Consider the following 18,608-nt stretch of genomic DNA (forward strand, 5'->3'; position numbering starts at 1 on the left):
AGCCACCCGAGGCGCCCCAGACGTACGAGCCGGCGGGGTCAGAGCCAGTCGAACCAGGACCTCGGCAGCAGCGCGTAGCCGACGAAGGCGACCACGTCGAGCAGGGTGTGCGCCACGATCAACGGCGCCACCCGGCGGGTGCGCAGGTAGAACAGGCCGAAGACCACGCCCATCACGGCGTTGCCGACGAACGCGCCGAAGCCCTGGTAGAGGTGGTAGGAGCCGCGCAGCACGGCGCTGGTCGCGAGCACCGCGCCGAGCCGCCAGTTGAGCTGTCGCAGCCGGGTGACCAGGTAACCGACCACGATCACCTCCTCCAGCACGGCGTTCTGCGCGGCGGCGAGGATCAGCACCGGCACCGTCCACCAGAGGTCCGGCAGGGCGGCCGGCACCAGCGTGGCGTTGACGCCGAGCTGGGCCGCCGCCCAGAACAGCGCCAGCCCGGGCAGGCCGATCAGCGCGGCCAGGCCCGCGCCCCGGAGCAGGTCCGACCCGGGCCGGACGAGATCGACGCCGAGCGTCCGCGCCGGGTCGCCGGGGTCGCGGGCCAGCAGGTGTACGGCGAGCAGCACCGGCAGCAGCGCGAAGACGATCCCGAGAAGCTGGTACGTGAGGTCGAGGTACGGCCGGGCCGACACGGAGGTGTTCAGCGAGGCGGTCTGCTTCGACAGCCCGCCCGAGGCGGTCAGCTTGGCGACCAGGGAGACCAGGGCGTACACGGCCGACTGGCCGAGGGAGAGACCGAGCACGAGCAGCGTCTCGGTGCCCAGCACCCGGCGGGAGACCGGCCGGGTCGGCTCGTCAACCGTCACCGGACCATGAAACCACCTCGGCGACGGGACCGGCCGATCGCACATTGTGTGCGACCGACGACCACGCTCGGTGGACATTCTATGGGGGCCGATCCGCCCGTACGGATAAGGAGCGTGCCCCTTGGAGAACGTCGCGCGGCTGCTGAAGGAGAGCTGGGCCCTGGTCGAGGAGCACGGCGAGCGGCTCAGCGGTCACTTCTACGCCCGCCTGTTCCTGCTCGACCCGGAGCTGCGCAAGCTCTTCCCGGTGCAGATGAGCGGGCAGCGCGACCGGCTCCTGGAGGCGATCGTCACGGCCGCCCAGACGATGGACGACCCGGAGACCTTCGACGAGTACCTGCGCGGGCTGGGCCGGGACCACCGGAAGTACCACGTTTCGGCGGAGCACTACGAGACGTTGGGCGTAGCCCTGCTGGACGGGTTGCGCAGCGTCGCCGGGGACGGCTGGAACCTGGAGTACGACCAGGCGTGGCGGGACGCGTACGCGAGCATCAGCGAACGGATGCTCGCCGGGGCGGAGGCGGACGGGAACCCGCCGTTCTGGCACGCCGAGGTGCTGACCCACGAGCGGTACGGGTCGGACACCGCGGTGTTGACCGTGCGGGCGTTGCAGGACCCGCTGCCCTGGCAGGCCGGCCAGTACGTCAGCGTGGAGGTGCCCCGCTACCTGCCCCGGACGTGGCGGACGTATTCGGTGGCGAACGCCCCGAACGAGGAGAACGTGCTGGAGTTCCACGTCCGGACGCCGGTCGGGGCCGCCGGGTGGGTGTCCGGCGCGCTGGTCCGCCGGACCAGACCGGGTGATCTGCTGCGGGTGGCCGCCCCGATGGGGTCGATGACGCTGGACCCGACCTCCACCCGGGACATCCTGTGCGTGGCGGGCGGGGTGGGGCTGGCCCCGATCAAGGCGCTGGTCGAGGAGTTGACCCGGGTCAACCGGACCCGCTGGGTGCACGTCTTCTACGGCGCCCGCCACCGGTCGGAGCTGTACGGGCTGCCCGGCCTCCAGGAGTTGGTGGCGACCCACCCCTGGCTGTCGGTGACGCCGTCGTGCAGCGAGGATCCGGACTTCGCCGGGGAACTCGGCGACGTGTCCGAGGTGGTCACCCGGTACGGGCCGTGGAGCACGCACGACTGCTACGTCTCCGGCTCGGCGGCCCTGGTCCGGGCGACCCTGCGGGCGCTCGCCGCCGACGACGTTCCGCCGGACCACATCCGCTACGACACGTACGGCACCCTCTAGAGCCTCACTCCCCCCAAGCCGGGTCGCGTGCCCCCGCCCCCTGGGGCACGNGCGGGCCGGACCGGCAACCAGCCCGCGTGCCGGAGCCCTTCTCAGTAGCGCCAGGGGGTGCCGGTCTCGCGGTATTCCTCCACCGGCACCAGCGGCACGCCCGGCGGCATCCGGTCGACGTAGAGCCGCCCTTCCAGGTGGTCGATCTCGTGGGCGACCAGCCGCGCCATCGCGTACTCGAAGGACGTGATCACGCGACTGCCGTCCCACTGGGCGTGTTCCACGTCGATGCGCAGCGGCCGGGGCACCAGTCCCCGGTGGTCGAAGAAGGAGAGGCAGCCCTCGTACTGCTCGTCGGTCTCGTCGGCGGCGTCCACCACCCGCGGGTTGAGCAGCACGACCGGTTCGGCCGCCCGGTCGGCGGGGCGGACCAGGGCGGCGGCCCAGCCCAGCCCGAGCTGGGGTGCGGCGAGGCCGACGCCCTTGCTGAACGGGTGCAGCTCGTCGAGGCGGGCCAGCATCCCGGCGAGCCGGTCGACCACCTGCCGGGCGTGCTGCTCCTCAGCCGGCAGGTCGAACTGGCGGGCGGGTTGCCGCAGCAGGTCGTCGCCGCGCTGCACGATGCCGACCGCCCGCATCCGGTCGCTGGCCCGCACCCGGCCACCTCCGGCGGCTGCGCCGTCGGGCTCGGCGTCGGGGGCTGGGCTGCGGAACCGCCACTGCATCCGGTAGCGGGCGTTCAACGGCGGGTCGTCGGTCCCCCAGTCGAAGATCACCCGGTCGTCGCGCACCGTCCGCTGGATCGGGGTACGCAGCGGACCTTCCTCGGACGACAGCGACGTCTCCGCGCCCCAGACCTTCGGGTCGAGGTCCGCCGGCAGGTCGAGCCGGACCGCGAGATGCCGGGTGGGCAGGCGTACGGCGCGTTGGAACCAGGGGCCCCACTTGTCCCGGCCGACGCGGTACGCGTACTCGATGGTGACCCGGTCGCCCGGGTACAGCGGGAACCGGCCCTCGTCGTTCTCGAAGAGCAGCCAGATCTCCTTGAACGCGTCCCGGTCGTGCTTGGCCCGCCAGTGCATCGGCTCCCCCCCCCCNAGTTGCAGCTCGGCGAAGGTGAGCGGGTGTTCCCGGTGGTGCCGGTTGGATCGGCCCGGGTCGTTGGGGTAGCGGTCGACGGCGACCCGGACCAGGTAGCGGGTGACCGGTTCGGTGCCGGCGTTGTACAGCTCCCGCCGGATGGCGCAGTGGTAGCCGTCACCGACGTGGGTGAGCGTGGCGATCTCGCGTTCGACCACCAGGCCGGTGCCGGGTGGCAGCCACTGGCCGGGGAGGGGTGGGTCCCGGTGGGTTCCGGCGGCCCGGCCGTGCCGCAGTTCGTCGTACTCCCGGAAGCGCTGCCAGATCGCGCCGCTGGCTTCCAGGACGGCCTCGGCCCGGCGGGCGAAGTCCTCGGTGGGCCGGTGCCGGCGCCCCTCGACGTGGCTGACGTAGGACGGGTCGAAGCCCATCAGCGTCGCCAGTTGCTTCTTGGACAGCCCTCGGCCGGTCCGGTGCCGGGCGAGTTCGGCGGCGAACGAGTCGGCGGCACGCTCGATCGGTGAGGTCATCAGCTTCCTCGTACGCGGGAAGACCATTTTCACGTTTCGTGGCCGGCCGTGTACGGAAACTGCCTCGTATTCGACACTCACCTTGACAGTTCAACGGAGATCGTCAATGCTTACGCCGCCTGCCGCGCACTTGGTGACGTCTCCCGAGTGACCGGGGCCTCCCCCTGAAGCCCGCTGCACCACTTTCCCTCCACCGCGAGTGTGGTTAGGCTAGCCTTAGCTTCGGTCGACGGCACGCGCCGGCCGGTGGGGCGACCAGACAGGGGACGGCCAGGTGACTGCGGTGATGCCCGGGCGCGACGTCGCCGCCCCGTTCGTCCCCATCACCGCGACCCTGCGCGCCATGTTCGGCACCGACGACCTGCCCGGGCTCGCGCCCGGCCTGCTGGTCCGGGACGAGTTGGAGCGCTGGGCCCCGGCCAGCCGCCTGATCGACGGCACGCTGCTCCCGGCGTTCCTGACCGCCGCCGGGCGACGCTGGGGCGGCACGCCGCACGCCTGCGCGGCGCTCGCCTGGAAGTCCTACAGCTACTGGACGGCGCTGCCGGCCGTGCTGGGCTGGGCCTCGGCCCGCCGGGTGCCGCTGCTCGACCCGGCCCACGTGCTGGTGCACTTCGAGGACCACCACCAGCTGCTCACGCTGGGGCTGCACGCGTCGACGCCGGTGGCTGTGCTGCCCGGCGACCCACTGGCCCTCGCCGACGTGCCCGGCGTCCAGGTGGTCGCCGACGAGACCGCGCTGCTCGGCGCGCTGCGCGCGACGCTGCTCGACGCGCACTTCGCCCCGCTGATCGCCGCCATCCAGGGCGAGGTGCGGATCGGCACCCGTACCCTGCTCGGCTCGGTGGCCTCCGGCATCGCGCACAGCATCCTGCGCGCGGCGGACGCGCTGCCCGGCCCGACCACGGCGGCCGTCGACACGCTCCTCGGCGCGCTCGACCTCGCCGACCTGGTCGAGCTGGTGCCCGGCGCGAGGGGCGAACCGACCGTGCAGCGGCGCACCTGCTGCCTCGCCTTCACGCTGCCCCGACCCAAGGTCTGCCAGGGCTGCTGCGTGCGCCAGGGCTGACCGCCCGGTCAGTCGACGAGCGGGCGAACGTCCCAGAGCCAGACCCCGGCGGTGCGGGTCGGCGCGATCTGAGTCAGCTCGGTCATCGCCCGGCGCAGCGCCTCGGCCTGACGCAGCCGGGGGTCGAGGATCACCGCGCCGGCCCGCCAGTACCGCAGGTCGTCGACGGCGGCCGCCCGGTCCTGCCCGGTGATCGCAGGGACCGCGCCGGTCCGTCGTACCGTGTCGAAGAACGTGCTGGTGGGGCGCGGCGGCGCGGAGAACAGGGCGATGTCACCGCCGCCCGGCCGGGTGTCCGGGTAGAGGAAGTACCCCCGGGCCAGCGGCATTTCCAACCGCGTCTCGGCGGACCAGCGCAGCGGGACCGCGTACGTGGTGTCCGGCAGCGGGAGCGTGACGATGCTCCGGCCACCCGCCAGGTAGGGCCGCCACGCGCCGGAGGTGACGAACGCGGGGGTCGGGTCGAGGCGCGTGGCGGGCAGCGGGGTGGGCAGGATCGGGACGAGCGCCATGGCGAGCACGGTGGCGGTGGCGAACCGGATCTGCCCGCGAGCCGCCGGATGCCTCACGGCCAGCCGTCGGGCCCGCTCGGCGCCCAGCGCGAGCAGCACGCCGACGATCGGGGTGAGCGCGAGCGACCAGCGGGTGGGCACCACCGAGTGCAGGACCGGCAGGTTCTCCAGCGCGGCCCACGGCCCCGGGACACCGGTGGCCCGCCCGCCGAACCGGACCTCCCGGCCGAGCGAGAAGAGGGCGAAGACCAGCCCGACCGCGGCCAGACCGAGCACCACCACGCTCCGGCGCAACCACCAGAGCATCGCGGCCACCAGCACCACGAGCGGCCAGCCGAAGAACGCGTTCTCCTCGGTGGCGTTCTTCACCAGCGGGGCACTGCCCCGGGCGTCACCGGCCACCGACTCGCGCGACCAGGCGACGTACGCGGCGAGGTCGGTGGAGTAGCCGCGGATCAGGGTGGAGAGACCGGAGTACGCGCCGGGGCCGGCGAACTGCACGTACAGCGGGTACGCGAGCAGCGCCCCGNCGCCAGCCGGCCGAGCGCCAGCGCCAGCACCACCCCGCCCAGCCCGATCGCGGTCATCAGCAGGATCTCCAGGTTGAGGAACGCCTGCCAGACGATCACCAGGCCGAGCAGCAACCCGTTGCGGAGCCAGCGGCCGGGCTGCGCGAGCCGCACGGTCCGCCAGACGATCAGTGGCACCACGAACTGGCTGACGATGTTCGGGTGGGAGTTCGCGTGCGACACCATGGCCGGTGCGAACGCGCAGAAGCCGGCGCCCAGCCAGGCCGGCCCCCGGGCACCGACGACCACCCGGGAGAGCAGGAAGTACCAGGCGACGCCGGTGGCGGCGAGACCGAGGGNGGTAGCGAAATGGATAATACGGACGTATTTGCCATGAGATTGACGTTGTCCGGCACGTTCATCCGGTCCGAGGTGAATGGATAGGCGAACTGCGTGACGACCCGGGCACCGTGCGCCATCATCCATTCGAACTGCGCCTGGTCGGGGCGATTGTCCCGTACGCCATTCGCCGGATCCGCCCACAGCCGAGCGGTCACCCAGCACGCGAGCAGCACGAAGCTGAGCACCGCGAGCACATCGACCCACCGGCCACGCCTCGGGCCCGCGCCCCATTCCGGAGTAGTCATGACATTTCAGAGCGTAGTTAGGGTAAGACCCACCCGACCACAATTCGGCTATCCCGGTCCCCCGATTTCCCCGCCAGCCATCTAGATGGTTGACTCTGACGGGTCCAGGCGCGGGTCAGTCATATCGTGAGGAATCGACGCATGGCAGAAATCACTGGGGATCAGCGCGTCCAGTCGGAGGTGCTGGAAGGCCTGGCGACGGCCGTCAACCACCGGCGGTGGTTCGTCGAGCTGGCCGTTCCCTACCTCGGTGACAACCCCATCGAGGTCGGCAGCGGGCTGGGTGACTACGCGCTGGAGTGGTCCGAGCGCCTTCCCCGGATCACCGCCACCGAGGCCGACCCGGAGCGGCTGATCCGGCTCAAGGAGCGGCTGGCCGAACACCCGAACATCGAGGTCCGGCAGATGCTGCTGCCGCACACCGAACGGGGCGACTACAGCGCCGCCGTGTCGTACAACGTGCTGGAGCACATCGACGACCACGTCGGCGCGCTGCGCAGCATGCGCGACCTGGTCCGGCCCGGTGGCGCGGTGATCATCATCGTGCCGGCGTTCCAGTTCGCGATGAGCCCGGCGGACATCGCCACCGGCCACGTCCGGCGCTACACGAAGAAGACGCTCGCCGCGGCGATGACCGAGGCCGGGCTCACCGTGGAGAAGATCCACTACGCGAACGCGCTCGGCCTGATCGGCTACTTCATGGCCACCAAGGTCTTCCGGCTGATGCCGAAGGAGGGCCCGATGGTGAAGGTCTACGACACGCTGGTGCTGCCCGCTACCAAGGCCGCCGAGCAGCGCCTCCGTCCCCCCTTCGGCCAGTCCGTCTTCGCCGTCGCCCGGGTGTAAGGCGGGGCCCCCTCTTAACGCTTCCGGTAGAGGCGGGGCCCCTTCTTAACACCACCTGTTAAGAAGGGGCCCCNTTGAGCTGGTAGGTGGGGCGGATCACGGCTCGGGCCAGGGTGTGGAACGCCAGGTTGAAGCCGACGAACGCCGGGCTCGCGTCCTTGCCCACGTCCAGGCGCTCGACGTCGACCGCGTGCACCGCGAAGACGTACCGGTGCGGGCGGTCCCCCGGCGGCGGCGCCGCGCCACCGTAGCCGGTGTCGCCGTAGTCGTTACGGACGCTGAACGCGCCGCCCAGGTCGGCCTCCCCCGCCGAGGTGGGCAGCTCGGTGACGGACGCCGGCACGTTCACCAGCACCCAGTGCCAGAAGCCGCTGCCGGTCGGGGCGTCCGGGTCGAAGCAGGTGACCACGAAGCTCTTCGTCTCCGCCGGGAAGCCGGACCAGGAAAGGTGCGGCGAGACGTTCCCGCCGCCGGCGCTGCCGTGCGCGTACCGCGCGTCCATCGGCTCGCCGTTGTGCACGTCGTCGCTGGTCAGGTCGAACGACGGCACGGTCGGCAGCAGCTCGTACGGGTCCGGGGCGATCGGTCGTTCCAGGGTCATCGAAACGGGTCCTTCCGGGTGCGCGAATGTTCTGCGACCCTTCATACCCCGCACGGGAAGAATGTGGCGGAGGGTGTGGGATTCGAACCCACGAAGACATCGCTGCCTTACCGGTTTTCAAGACCAGCGCCATCGGCCACTAGGCGAACCCTCCCGGCGCGTCCCCCGAGGGGTACGCGACCGCGCCTAGTCTGCCACGAACCGGAGATCGGGTAAGACTGAGACATGCACGCGATCACGATCACGGAACCAGGTGGACCCGAGGCACTCGTCTGGACGAAGGTCCCCGATCCCGAGCCGGGCCCCGGCGAGGTGGTCGTCGAGGTGCGGGCCAGCGCGGTCAACCGGGCCGACCTGCTGCAACGGCAGGGGCACTACCCGCCGCCGCCGGGCGCGCCCGCGTACCCCGGGTTGGAGTGCTCGGGGACGATCCGCGCGCTCGGTCCCGACGTGACCGGCTGGTCGGTGGGCCAGGAGGTCTGCGCGTTGCTGGCCGGCGGTGGGTACGCCGAGCAGGTCGCCGTGCCGGCCGGGCAGCTCCTGCCGGTGCCGGCGGGGGTGGACCTGGTCGACGCCGCGGCGCTGCCGGAGGTGGCCTGCACGGTCTGGTCCAACGTGGTGGACCTGGCGCGGCTGGCCGACGGGGAGACGTTGCTGGTGCACGGCGGCGGCAGCGGGATCGGCACGTTCGCGGTCCAGCTCGGGGTGGCGCTCGGCGCGACGGTGGTGGTGACCGCGCGGGCCGCGAAGCACGAGCGGCTGCGTGAGCTGGGCGCCGCGCACACGATCGACTACCGGGAGCAGGACTTCGTCGAGGAGGTGCGCCGGGTGACCGACGGGCGGGGCGCGGACGTGGTCCTCGACATCATGGGCGCGTCCTACCTGGCCCGGAACGTGGCGGCGTTGGCGACCGGCGGCCGGCTCGTGGTGATCGGCATGCAGGGCGGCCGCAAGGGCGAACTCGACCTCGGCATGCTGCTGGCGAAGCGGGCCTCGGTGCACGCGACGGCGCTGCGGTCCCGCCCGGTGGCCGAGAAGGCGGCGATCGTCCGGGGCGTACGCGAGCAGGTGTGGCCGCTGGTGGAGGCGGGCCGGGTCCGGCCGGTGGTGCACGCCCGGGTGGGGATGGCCGACGCCGCCGACGCGCACCGGTTGGTGGAGACCAACGACCACCTGGGCAAGGTGCTGCTGGTCCGGTGAGAGGTCAGCGGGGCAGCACGAGTCGCGCGCCGGGGCCCTCGGCGGCGAGTGAGTCGTCGGGGTTGTAGAGCGCGCAGCGCTGCAACGACAGGCAGCCGCAGCCGATGCAGCCGTCGAGGTCGTCGCGGAGCTTGCCGAGCAGTGCGATCCGCTCGTCGAGGCGGTCGCGCCAGGCTCGGGACAGCGCGGCCCAGTCGTCGGGCGTGGGGGTCCGTCCGGCGGGCAGCGCGTCCAGCGCGGACCGGATCTCCTCCAGCGAGACGCCGACCTGCTGGGAGATCCGGATGAACGCGACCCGGCGCAGCTCGGTGCGGGCGTAGCGGCGCTGGTTGCCGCCGGTGCGGGTGGCGTGGATCAGGCCGAGCCGTTCGTAGTAGCGCAGCGCGGAGGGGGCCACGCCGCTGCGGTCGGCGAGCTGGCCGATGGTCAGGTTTGCTTCGTGCATCACAGGGCCTTGAGTTCAAGTTCGCTTCAGGTCCGAGGCTATCGGTATGACGACGACCACCGCCACCGAGTTGGCCGCGCTGCTGGACCGGGTCCGCGCCGAACGCGAGTTCGGCCCGAACGTGTACTCCACGCTGGACGTGCTCCAGGTGCTCTACGACCGGGTGCTCCGGATCACCCCGGAGACCGTCGACGATCCCGACCGGGACCGGTTCCTGCTCTCCAAGGGGCACGCGGTCGCCGGCTACTACGCGCTGCTCGCCGCCCGGGGGTTCGTGCCGGTCGGGTGGCTGGACGACCAGGGCGGCCCGACCAGCCGGCTCGGCGACCATCCGGACCGGACGCTGGTGCCCGGGGTGGAGATCGGCTCCGGCTCGCTCGGCCACGGCCTCGGGCTGGGCGTGGGCACCGCGCTCGGCCTGCGGGCCCAGGGGCGGACCGAACCCCGGGTGTACGTGCTGCTCGGCGACGCCGAACTGGACGAGGGCGCCAACCACGAGGCGATCGCGTACGCGGGCGCGACCGGACTCGCCACGTTGACCGCGATCGTGGTGGACAACCGTTCGGCCACGCACGGCTGGCCGGGCGGCGCGGCGAGCCGGTTCACCGTCAACGGGTGGACCGCCGCCACCGTCGACGGCCGCGACCACGACGCCCTGCACACCGCCCTGACCGGGCACGACCACCACCGGCCGCACGTCGTCGTCGCGGTCGTCGAGGAGGGGGAGTGACCGCCATGACCATGCGGGACGCGTTCGTGACCAGCGCCGAGGAGGTGCTGGCGGATCCCCGGAGCATGATCGTGCTGGCCGACATCTCCGCCGCCGCGTTCGAGCCGGCCGCCGCCCGGTACCCGGAGCAGGTGGTCAACGTCGGCATCCGGGAACAGCTCATGATCGGTGTGGCCGGCGGGCTGGCGTTGACCGGGCAGCGGCCGATCGTGCACAGCTACGCCCCGTTCCTCATCGAGCGGGCGTACGAGCAGATCAAACTGGACCTGGACCACCAGGGCATCGGCGCGGTGCTGGTCGGCATCGGCGGCTCGTACGACCGGGCGGCGGCGGGGCGTACCCACCTCGCGCCGGCCGATGTGGCCCTGATCGACACGCTCGACGGCTGGACCGTGCACGTCCCGGGCCACCCCGACGAGGTGCGACCGCTGCTGCGGGACGTGGTGTGCGGGCGGGACTCGGCGTACCTGCGGCTGTCCACCCAGGTCAACGCGGTCGCGTACCCGGAGGCGGGTGACCTGCGGGTGGTCCGCGACGCCGGGCCGGGCGCGCCGCTGCTGGTGGCGGTCGGGCCGGTGCTGGACGCGGCGCTGCACGCGGTGGCCGACCGGCCGGTCACGGTGGCCTTCACCCACCGGCCACGACCGTTCGACACGGCCGGCTTGCGGGCGCTGGCCGGCACCGAGGTGATCCTGGTCGAGCCGTACCTCGCGGGCACCTCGACCCGGGTGGCGGCGGAGGCGCTGGCCGACCGGCCGCACCGGCTGCTCGCGCTCGGCGTGGGCCGGGCGGAGCTGCGCCGCTACGGCGGGCCCGAGGACCACGACCGCTGGCACGGGCTGGACGCGGCCGGACTGCGCCGCTCGGTCGACGCGTTCCTCGACGCCTGAGCGCCGAGACGACGGAACCCCGCACCACGGGGGTGCGGGGTTCCGGGTGGTTCGGATCGTACGGTCAGCGGGCGACGGCCGGGCGGCGGCGGGCGCGCTCACGGGCCAGGATCCAGATCGCCTCGACGCCGTCCTTCCAGGTGATCTTCTTGCCCTCCTCGCGGCCCCGGGCGCGGTAGCTGATCGGCACCTCGTAGGGGCGGATGCGCTGACGGAGCAGCTTGCCGGTGACCTCGGCCTCCATCCCGAAGCCCCGGGAGCGCACCTGGAGCGAGCGGTAGAGCGCCAGCGGCATCAGCTTGAAGCAGGTCTCCAGGTCGCCGATGTAGGAGTTGTAGAGCACGTTGGCCGCCAGCGTGACGCCCTTGTTGCCCACCACGTACCAGAAGCTGTAGGAGCTGTGGCTGCCGAAGGTGCGGTTGCCGTAGACCACGGTGGCCCGGCCGTCGAGGACCGGCTCCAGCAGACGCGGGATGTCCTGCGGGTCGTATTCCAGGTCGGCGTCGAGGATGACCATGTATTCACCCTCGGCGTTGTCGACGGCGGTCTTGATGGCCGCGCCCTTACCGGCGTTGCGCTGGTGGGTGATCACCCGCAGCCGGGCGTCGTCCACCCGGCCGAGCACCTCGCCGGTGCCGTCGCGGCTGCCGTCGTCCACGACGACCAGCTCGATCTCGCAGGGATAGTCCACCGCCAGCGCCTGCTTGAGGGCATCCGCGATGCGTTCTTCCTCGTTGTAGACCGGCATGAGGATCGAGAGCTTCACGCGTTCTCCATGAGGGCGATGGCAGGTCGGGGCATAGCCTAGCCTGGCAGACTCGAGCGGTCACCACAGCCCGCCTCGTCACCCCTGCTTCGCCGGAACCACGATCAGCCGGGCCACCCCGCCGTCGCCGTCCTTCGTGCCGGCCACGCCGACCGTCGTGCCAGCCTTCACGTCGTTCGCCCGAATCGTGCTGCGGCGCTCGACCACCCGCAGCTTCGCGTCGAACGTCCAGGTCATGGTGAAGCCGTCGGCGGACTTCACGGTCATCGACTTCTCGTCGACCGCCGTCACCTGTCCGCGCTGGACCGCGACGGTCTTCGTCCCGTTCTCCTTGGTCTGCACCACGACCTCGCCGTGCAGCGTGTTCCGGCGCAACAGCACCCGGGCCGGGTGCCGCTTGCGCCCCTCCCGCGCCCGATCGCCCGCGCGGTCCGGCCCGCCCTTCTCCGCCGGCGTGCCGGAGGCCGACGGCGCCGGCGCCGCGACCGGATCGACGTCCAGTTCGGCGGCGGCGACGCCGAGCGCGGCGAGGGCCTGCCCGTCCGTACCCATGGCGGCGGCCACCTCGACCGCGGCCTCCCGGGCCGGGCCCGCGCCGGTCTGCGCCGCGCCGCACCCGGCGAGACCGAGCGCCGCCGCGGCGAACAGCGCGGTGGCGCCGGTGACAATTCGCTGACGTGCCATTTGTGTTCCTCTCATCGGTGGTGACGTCAGCGTTCCCCGGCGACGCGAGCGGACCGTCAGGCCGATGTTCGGGTCAGGTAAGGAATCCCGGGCAGCCGCACCACGAACGCCGCGCCGCCCTCCGGCGCGTGCCCGGCCGCGATGTCGCCGCCCAGCCGGCGCACCAGCCCGGCCGCGAGCGCCAGCCCGAGCCCGCTGCCCACCTTTCGCACCCCCCGGTAGCGCTGGTGCAGCGCGCCCCGCTCGAACGCCACCGCCAGGTCGTCGTCGGTGAAGCCGGGTCCGCCGTCCCGGACCTCCAGGACACCGCCGGCCGCCGGGTCCGCGCCGGCGGGCCGGACCGCGAGCACCACCGGCGCCCCCGGAGGTACGACCCGCAGCGCGTTCTCCAGCAGCCCGTCCACCACCTGCCGGATGCGACCCGGATCGGTGTACGCGGGCACCGGCCCACCCGGCGTCTGGACCCGGAACGGCACCCCGACCGCCGCACACCGGTCCGACCAGGTGCGCTCCGCGTCGGCGGCGAGCCGGGTCAGGTCCACCGGCCCGGGTTCCAGCGGAAAGTCGGCCGCCTCCAGCCGGGCCAGCGCGAGCAGGTCACTGACCAGCCGGTCCAGGTGCTGGGCCTCGGCGAGCATCGTCCGGCCGGTCGCCGCGACCGCGTCGCCGTCGATCACGCCGTCGGCCAGCGCCTCGGCGTAGCCCCGGATGGCGGTGAGCGGGGTACGCAGCTCGTGCGAGACCGAGAGCAGGAACTCGCGCTGCCGGCCCTCGCTGGTGGCCAGCGCCGCGGCCAGCCCGTTGAGCGCGTACGCCAGGTCGGCGACCTCGTCCGGCGGCTCGACCGGCACCCGGACCGTGCGGTCACCGGCACGCAGCCGGGCGGCGGCGGTGGCCGCCACGCGGATCGGCCGGGCCAGGCGACGGGCCAGCAGCAGCCCGGCCGCCACCCCGGCGGCGAGACCGGCGAGCAGCGGCAGCCAGAGCCCGCCCAGCACCCGCCGCCAGGGCCCGGTGGTGACGGGCCGGGTGAGCACCACCCCGTCGCCGTCCGGTAGGGCCCGCGCCTCGACCAGGCGCAGTTCCCCGTCGACCAGCCGCCGACCGGAGACGGGCCGGCCGGCGGCGACCCGGGCGACGAGCTTCGCGGGCAGCCCCGGGCGGTCGGCCCGGCCGCCCCGGACCACGTACACCTCGACCTGCTGCTGGCGGAGCTGCCGGATGAGCCGGTCCCCGGCGCCGTCGCGTTGGCGTACCGCGCGCACGCGCAGCACGTCGGCCGCGAGCCGGGCCTGGGCGGCCAGCGCGTCCTGGTCCCGCCGCTCCGCGCCGCGTACCGCGAGGGGTACCGCGACCAGCGCGGTGACCAGCACCGACACCAGCGCCACCGCGCAGGTGACGAGCACCGCCCGGGCGGTCAGGGTGCGCGCGGGACGGCGACGGGTGGTCGGCCCGGCGGAACCGGCCCCGATGACCGGCAACGCGACGGTGGGATGGTCAGGCATCGGCCGCGTACCCGACGCCACGGTGAGTGCGGATCACGCTGGCCGGGCCGAGCTTCGCCCGGACCTGGGCCACGTGCACGTCGACGGTCCGGGTGCCGGCGTGCGCCGCGTACCCCCAGACGCCGGCCAGCAGCTCCTCCCGGCTGAACACCCGGCCGGGTCGGCTCATCAGGTGGGCGAGCAGGTCGAACTCCGTGGAGGTGAGCTGCACCGGCGCCCCGCCGGCGGTCACCGTCCGGCGGGTCGGGTCGAGGGTGACCGCGCCGAGGTTCCGGGGCTGCTCGGCCGCGGCGGGCGTGCCGGCGGCGCGGCGCAGCACCGCGCGCACCCGGGCGACCAGCTCGCGTGGGCTGAACGGCTTGGTGACGTAGTCGTCCGCGCCCAGTTCCAGCCCCACCACCCGGTCCACCTCGTCGTCGCGGGCGGTGAGGAAGATGACCGGCGTCCAGTCGCCGGCCGCGCGCAGCCGCCGGCAGATCTCGGTGCCGGGCAGGCCGGGCAGGGCGATGTCGAGCACGCAGGCCACCGGGCGCAGCCGCCGCGCGGCGGCCAGCCCGGCCGCGCCGTCCCGTTCCAGGTGTACGCCGAAGCCGTCGCGGGTCAGGTAGAGCCGCACCAGGTCGGCGATGGCCGGCTCGTCCTCCACCACGAGGACCAGCCCGCGCGGCGCGGCGTCGGCGGTCACCGGCCCATGATGACCGACCGGTGGGCGTCGGGCAGGTCGGGAAACGTTCGGGTTCGGTAAGGGATCGCGGTCAGCGGGCCGACACCGGGCGGAGCGGGGCGGGACGGGTGCCGGACGGCGACTCGCCGATGGTGGCGACCAACCGTTCCGTCGCCGTCCGCAGCCGGGTCCGGAACGCGTGGTGGAGCAGCGTGTCGAGCTGCCACACCTGCTTCGGATGGTGGGTGCGGATGAGGAACCGTTCGCGTGCCCCGTCGATCGCGGTGGCCGCCAACTCGAGGCTGTGCGTCCGCGGGTCGGGGCTCCAGGTGACGTTGCTCAGCTCCCGCAGCTCCGTGTTGAGGTGCAGTCGCAGCCGGTGCAGCACCCGAGTCTGCCGGGTGACCACCAGCCGGCGGTGGGTGAGGAGCAGGAGGTAGTCGCCGCCGACCGGGTGGTCCGGCCGGCGGCACCGGGTCACCAGGATGGTGGCGTCGCCGGAGCCCACACAACGACGGAACACCGGCATGTGCCGGGTGGCGGTCTGGGTCGCCAGGCCGGTCTCGGCGGCGGCCGGAAGGAACGTTCGCGAGAACACGTCCATGCCGGGTCCAACGAGCGGCCTACCCCAGGTGACGTGGGTCACGCCCGATTTCTGGAACTTCCACCCGGAGTGTCGCACCGGCGGTGCGACACTCCGGCCCGACTCAGAGCNGGCGTTGGCCATGCCGCCGCCCTCGCACATGGTCTGGAGGCCGTAGCGGATGCCGTTGTCGCGCATGTGCTGGAGCATCGTCGTCATGATCCGCGCGCCGGAGCCGCCGAGCGGGTGCCCGAGCGCGATCGCCCCACCCCGCGGGTTGAGCCGCTCCGGGTCCGCCTCGGTCTCGGCCAGCCAGGCCAGCGGCACCGGGGCGAACGCCTCGTTCACCTCGTACACCCCGATCTCCTCGATGCCCAGCCCCGCGCGGCGCAGCGCCTTCGCGGTGGCCGGGATCGGCGCGGTGAGCATGGCGACCGGGTCGTCGGCGGCGACCACGGCGGTGTGCACCCGGGCCAACGGACGCAGGCCGTGCCGGCTGGCCCACTCGGCGGTGGTGACCGCGAGCGCGGCGGCCCCGTCGGAGATCTGCGACGCGGACCCGGCGGTGACCACGCCGTCGGCGCGGAACGGGGTGGCCAACTCGCCGAGCTTGGCCAGCGACGTGTCCCGCCGGATGCCCTCGTCGGCGGCGAACTTGCCGCCGTCCGCGAGCGCCACCGGAGCCAACTCCGCCTCGAACGCGCCGGCATCCTGCGCGGCGGCCGCCTTCTCGTGGCTGGCCAGCGCGAACTCGTCGAGCTGGGTACGCGAGAAGCGCCAGCGCTCGGCGATCAGCTCGGCGCCGACGCCCTGGTTGAACGGCAACGGCGAGTCCTCGGCGACGCCCTCGACCCCCCGGTAGCGCTCCAGGATCGCCGCGCTGAACGGCATCCCACCGGCCACGCTGGAGCCCATCGGCACCCGCGTCATCGACTCGACACCACCGGCGACGACCAGGTCGGCCTGCCCGGAGAGGACGGTCGCGGCGGCGAAGTGCAGCGCCTGCTGGCTCGAGCCGCACTGGCGGTCGAGCGTGGTGCCGGGGACCGACTCCGGCCAGCCGGCGGCCAGCACGGCGTTGCGGGCCACGTTCCAGGACTGCTCGCCGACCTGCGACACGCAGCCCCACACCACGTCGTCGACCTGACCGGGGTCGATCCCGGTGCGCTCGGCGAGGGCACGCAGCACATGCGCCGAGAGGTCGACCGGGTGCACCCCGGCGAGGCTGCCCTTGCGCCGCCCGACCGGGGTGCGTACCGCACCGACGATGACCGCGTCACTCATGTCTACTCCCCGGTAACCTGGCTTGTCCCCGATCCTACGTGCTGACCTGACCGATCGTCCTCCCCCACCGTCCGTTCGGGTGCGGCTGGCATGCTGGGCGGATGAATCCACAGTCGCCACCGTCCCGGCAGTGGCGCGTGCCGCGGGTCCTGCCGGCGGTCAAGGCGCTCGGCGCGCTCGCCCTGATCGCCCTGGGCCTGCTGTTCGCCGCCGGCGACCCGGTTCCCCCGACGCTCGCCGGGCTGGCCGCCGCCGGGCTGCTCGCCTGGGCGCTGCGCGACGTCGTCGCACCCGTCCGGCTCGCCGTCGACCAGGACGGCCTCACCGTTGTCCGCGGGTTCGCCGGTCGCCGCCGGCTACCGTGGGCGACCGTGGAGGCGATCCGGCTGGACCGGCGCAGCCGCCGCGGGCACACCGCCGAGACGCTGGAGATCGACGCCGGGGAGTCGCTGCACCTGTTCGGCCGCCGCGACCTGGACGCGCCACTCGACGAGGTGGCCGCCACCCTCACCGCCGCCCGCGCCGCCGCGCGCTGACTCCTCGCCCCGGGGGCGCCCTTGCGCCATCGTCCGGGGCGGCGCCCTTGCGCCGTCGTCCGGGGGCCCGGCGGGCCTCGACCGATCGGCCAGAACGACGAACAAGCACCGTCGGGCGTGTCGGGTCGAGGGTGATGAAAGGGCGGCAAGCGGTATACCTGACGGTCATAATTATGCCTCTGAGGTATACCGCCCCTACGGACACCGCTTTCCGCTCGGCCTCCGGAGGTCCCTACGACGGCACCCGTGCAAGCCCGCAGTCACAACCGTCAACCCCCTGGCGATCTCGGGGAAACGGCGACATCCGGCACGCTCTGACACCACCACTTCGGCGAACCGGTGACGATCACCCGGCCTCCCCGAGCCCGAACGGGAGGAGCAACCGTTCCCACACGCCGGGCCGTCCGGAACCAACATCACGCCCAACTCCGCGCCTACCGGCGACGGCCCCCGCTGGCCCACCACCCGCCGACCACCGACCGCTCACCGGCCACCGGCCACCGGCCACCGGCCACCGGCCACCGGCATAGCTCACCGGCCACCGCTCACCGGCCACCAGCACCCCTCGCCGGCCGCCGACCATCCGGCCACGGCCCGCGCCGACAGCCGCCGCGGCCGGACGGACCCGCCGGTCAGCCGGNATCAGGGCGACCAGCAGGATGGTGCCGCCGGCCACCTGGAACACGGTGCGCCGCATCCGGGGGGCGTACGCCAGGACCAGCGCCGTCAACGCGCCGACCACCAGCCCGCCGAGGTGTCCGGCCACGGAGATGCTCGGCACGGTGAACGTGAAGATCAGGTTGATCACCAGGATCGGCACGATCGCCGAGGTGTCCCGGCCCAGCCGGCGCATGATCACGAAGATGGCGGCGAACAGGCCGAAGACGGCGGTGGACGCACCGGCCGTGAACCGGTTCGGCTCGGTGAAGACGTAGGCCGCCACGTTGCCGCCGAGCCCGGCGAGCAGGTAGAGCGCCAGGAAGCGCGCCGGCCCGAGTACCGCCTCCAGGGTCCGGCCGAGCACCCAGAGCGCCCACATGTTGAGCAGCAGGTGCGGCAAGCCGTAGTGCAGGAACATCGCGGTGACCAGCCGGTACCACTCGCCGTCGGCCACCCCGCCGATGGTGCCGTCCGGGAAGCGCGCCAGGCCGAGCACCGCGCCCCACTCGGTCAGCGGCGTCCCGTCGCCCATCAGGCCGCCGAGACCGCCGCCGGCGATCGCCGTCCCGCTCCGGGCCGACGCGATGGAGAGGACCATGACCAGCAGGTTCAGCGCGATCAGGACCTTGGTCACATAGCCCTGGCGGCCGGCGGCACCGCCACCGAAGGCGGTACGCGCCGGCCGNCTCGGCGACGCACTCCGGGCACTGGTGGCCCACGGAGGCGTCCCGCATGCACTCGGTGCAGATCGGCCGATTGCAGCGGGTGCACCGGATGTAGGTCTCCCGATCGGGGTGCCGGTAGCAGACCGGAGTGGTCGG

16 protein-coding genes, 1 tRNA gene and 3 pseudogenes are annotated in these 18,608 nt (G+C 73.2%); 7 read left to right on the forward strand and 13 right to left on the reverse strand.

Annotated elements, in window-relative coordinates:
- Window positions 1-38: 38 nt before the first annotated feature.
- Window positions 39-812 carry a CPBP family intramembrane glutamic endopeptidase gene (locus B1205_RS13645; protein ID WP_089155973.1) on the reverse strand — a complete coding sequence of 258 codons (774 nt, stop codon included), beginning with the start codon at window positions 810-812 and terminating at the stop codon, window positions 39-41.
- 121 nt (window positions 813-933) lie between these two features.
- Between B1205_RS13645 and B1205_RS13650 the strand changes: the two genes are divergently transcribed.
- A complete protein-coding gene (locus tag B1205_RS13650; RefSeq protein WP_089155974.1) occupies window positions 934-2,055 on the forward strand; it encodes a globin domain-containing protein in 1,122 nt (373 codons plus the stop codon).
- 92 nt (window positions 2,056-2,147) lie between these two features.
- Here B1205_RS13650 and B1205_RS13655 read toward each other — a convergent pair whose 3' ends face one another.
- Window positions 2,148-3,659, reverse strand: a complete 1,512-nt coding sequence (locus B1205_RS13655) for a peptide deformylase (protein WP_089155989.1) — start codon at window positions 3,657-3,659, stop codon at window positions 2,148-2,150.
- A 283-nt stretch (window positions 3,660-3,942) separates the two neighbouring features.
- On the opposite strand from B1205_RS13655, the gene B1205_RS13660 reads away from it, so the two are divergent.
- Window positions 3,943-4,725, forward strand: a complete 783-nt coding sequence (locus tag B1205_RS13660; RefSeq protein WP_089155975.1) for a hypothetical protein — start codon at window positions 3,943-3,945, stop codon at window positions 4,723-4,725.
- 8 nt (window positions 4,726-4,733) lie between these two features.
- On the opposite strand, the pseudogene B1205_RS13665 reads toward B1205_RS13660, so the two are convergent.
- Window positions 4,734-6,393: pseudogene (locus B1205_RS13665) on the reverse strand (hypothetical protein).
- A gap of 141 nt (window positions 6,394-6,534) precedes the next feature.
- On the opposite strand from B1205_RS13665, the gene B1205_RS13670 reads away from it, so the two are divergent.
- Entirely contained in the window at window positions 6,535-7,239 is a 705-nt protein-coding gene (locus B1205_RS13670) for a class I SAM-dependent methyltransferase (protein WP_089155976.1), read from the forward strand.
- A 58-nt stretch (window positions 7,240-7,297) separates the two neighbouring features.
- Here B1205_RS13670 and B1205_RS13675 read toward each other — a convergent pair whose 3' ends face one another.
- Entirely contained in the window at window positions 7,298-7,840 is a 543-nt protein-coding gene (locus tag B1205_RS13675) for a YbhB/YbcL family Raf kinase inhibitor-like protein (RefSeq protein WP_089155977.1), read from the reverse strand.
- Window positions 7,841-7,904: 64 nt separating this feature from the next.
- A tRNA-Ser gene (locus tag B1205_RS13680) sits at window positions 7,905-7,994 on the reverse strand.
- A gap of 71 nt (window positions 7,995-8,065) precedes the next feature.
- Between B1205_RS13680 and B1205_RS13685 the strand changes: the two genes are divergently transcribed.
- Window positions 8,066-9,040, forward strand: a complete 975-nt coding sequence (locus tag B1205_RS13685; RefSeq protein ID WP_089155978.1) for an NAD(P)H-quinone oxidoreductase — start codon at window positions 8,066-8,068, stop codon at window positions 9,038-9,040.
- 4 nt (window positions 9,041-9,044) lie between these two features.
- Here B1205_RS13685 and soxR read toward each other — a convergent pair whose 3' ends face one another.
- Window positions 9,045-9,485, reverse strand: coding sequence for a redox-sensitive transcriptional activator SoxR (gene soxR, locus B1205_RS13690; protein ID WP_089155979.1), 441 nt, complete (start codon window positions 9,483-9,485; stop codon window positions 9,045-9,047).
- A 46-nt stretch (window positions 9,486-9,531) separates the two neighbouring features.
- Here soxR and B1205_RS13695 point away from each other — a divergent pair, with 46 nt between their 5' ends.
- Both B1205_RS13695 and B1205_RS13700 read left to right on the forward strand, forming a co-directional pair.
- Entirely contained in the window at window positions 9,532-10,215 is a 684-nt protein-coding gene (locus B1205_RS13695; RefSeq protein ID WP_089155980.1) for a transketolase, read from the forward strand.
- 11 nt (window positions 10,216-10,226) lie between these two features.
- Window positions 10,227-11,105, forward strand: a complete 879-nt coding sequence (locus B1205_RS13700) for a transketolase family protein (protein ID WP_089155990.1) — start codon at window positions 10,227-10,229, stop codon at window positions 11,103-11,105.
- A gap of 64 nt (window positions 11,106-11,169) precedes the next feature.
- Here the strand turns inward: B1205_RS13700 and B1205_RS13705 are convergent, their stop codons facing one another.
- The 6 genes and pseudogenes from B1205_RS13705 to B1205_RS13725 form a co-directional block, all read right to left on the reverse strand.
- Window positions 11,170-11,871 carry a glycosyltransferase family 2 protein gene (locus tag B1205_RS13705; protein ID WP_089155981.1) on the reverse strand — a complete coding sequence of 234 codons (702 nt, stop codon included), beginning with the start codon at window positions 11,869-11,871 and terminating at the stop codon, window positions 11,170-11,172.
- Between the two features lie 78 nt (window positions 11,872-11,949).
- The gene (locus tag B1205_RS13710; RefSeq protein ID WP_089155982.1) at window positions 11,950-12,555 is read right to left on the reverse strand and encodes a hypothetical protein; all 606 of its coding nucleotides are present in this window, start codon (window positions 12,553-12,555) and stop codon (window positions 11,950-11,952) included.
- A 56-nt stretch (window positions 12,556-12,611) separates the two neighbouring features.
- Entirely contained in the window at window positions 12,612-14,060 is a 1,449-nt protein-coding gene (locus B1205_RS13715; protein WP_089155991.1) for a sensor histidine kinase, read from the reverse strand.
- Entirely contained in the window at window positions 14,053-14,745 is a 693-nt protein-coding gene (locus tag B1205_RS13720; protein ID WP_089155983.1) for a response regulator transcription factor, read from the reverse strand. The genes B1205_RS13715 and B1205_RS13720 overlap by 8 nt, the downstream gene beginning before the upstream one ends.
- Window positions 14,746-14,815: 70 nt before the next feature.
- Window positions 14,816-15,328 carry a hypothetical protein gene (locus tag B1205_RS29690; protein ID WP_176308587.1) on the reverse strand — a complete coding sequence of 171 codons (513 nt, stop codon included), beginning with the start codon at window positions 15,326-15,328 and terminating at the stop codon, window positions 14,816-14,818.
- A 111-nt stretch (window positions 15,329-15,439) separates the two neighbouring features.
- Window positions 15,440-16,591: pseudogene (locus B1205_RS13725) on the reverse strand (thiolase family protein); the annotation flags it as partial.
- Between the two features lie 101 nt (window positions 16,592-16,692).
- Between B1205_RS13725 and B1205_RS13730 the strand changes: the two are divergent.
- On the forward strand, window positions 16,693-17,127 hold the full coding sequence (locus B1205_RS13730) for a PH domain-containing protein (protein ID WP_176308586.1): 435 nt from the start codon (window positions 16,693-16,695) through the stop codon (window positions 17,125-17,127).
- Window positions 17,128-17,770: 643 nt separating this feature from the next.
- Here B1205_RS13730 and B1205_RS13735 read toward each other — a convergent pair.
- Window positions 17,771-18,608: pseudogene (locus B1205_RS13735) on the reverse strand (rhomboid family intramembrane serine protease); the annotation flags it as partial.

It is taken from the genome of Micromonospora sp. NBS 11-29, assembly GCF_002140155.1.
GTDB lineage: Bacteria > Actinomycetota > Actinomycetes > Mycobacteriales > Micromonosporaceae > Micromonospora.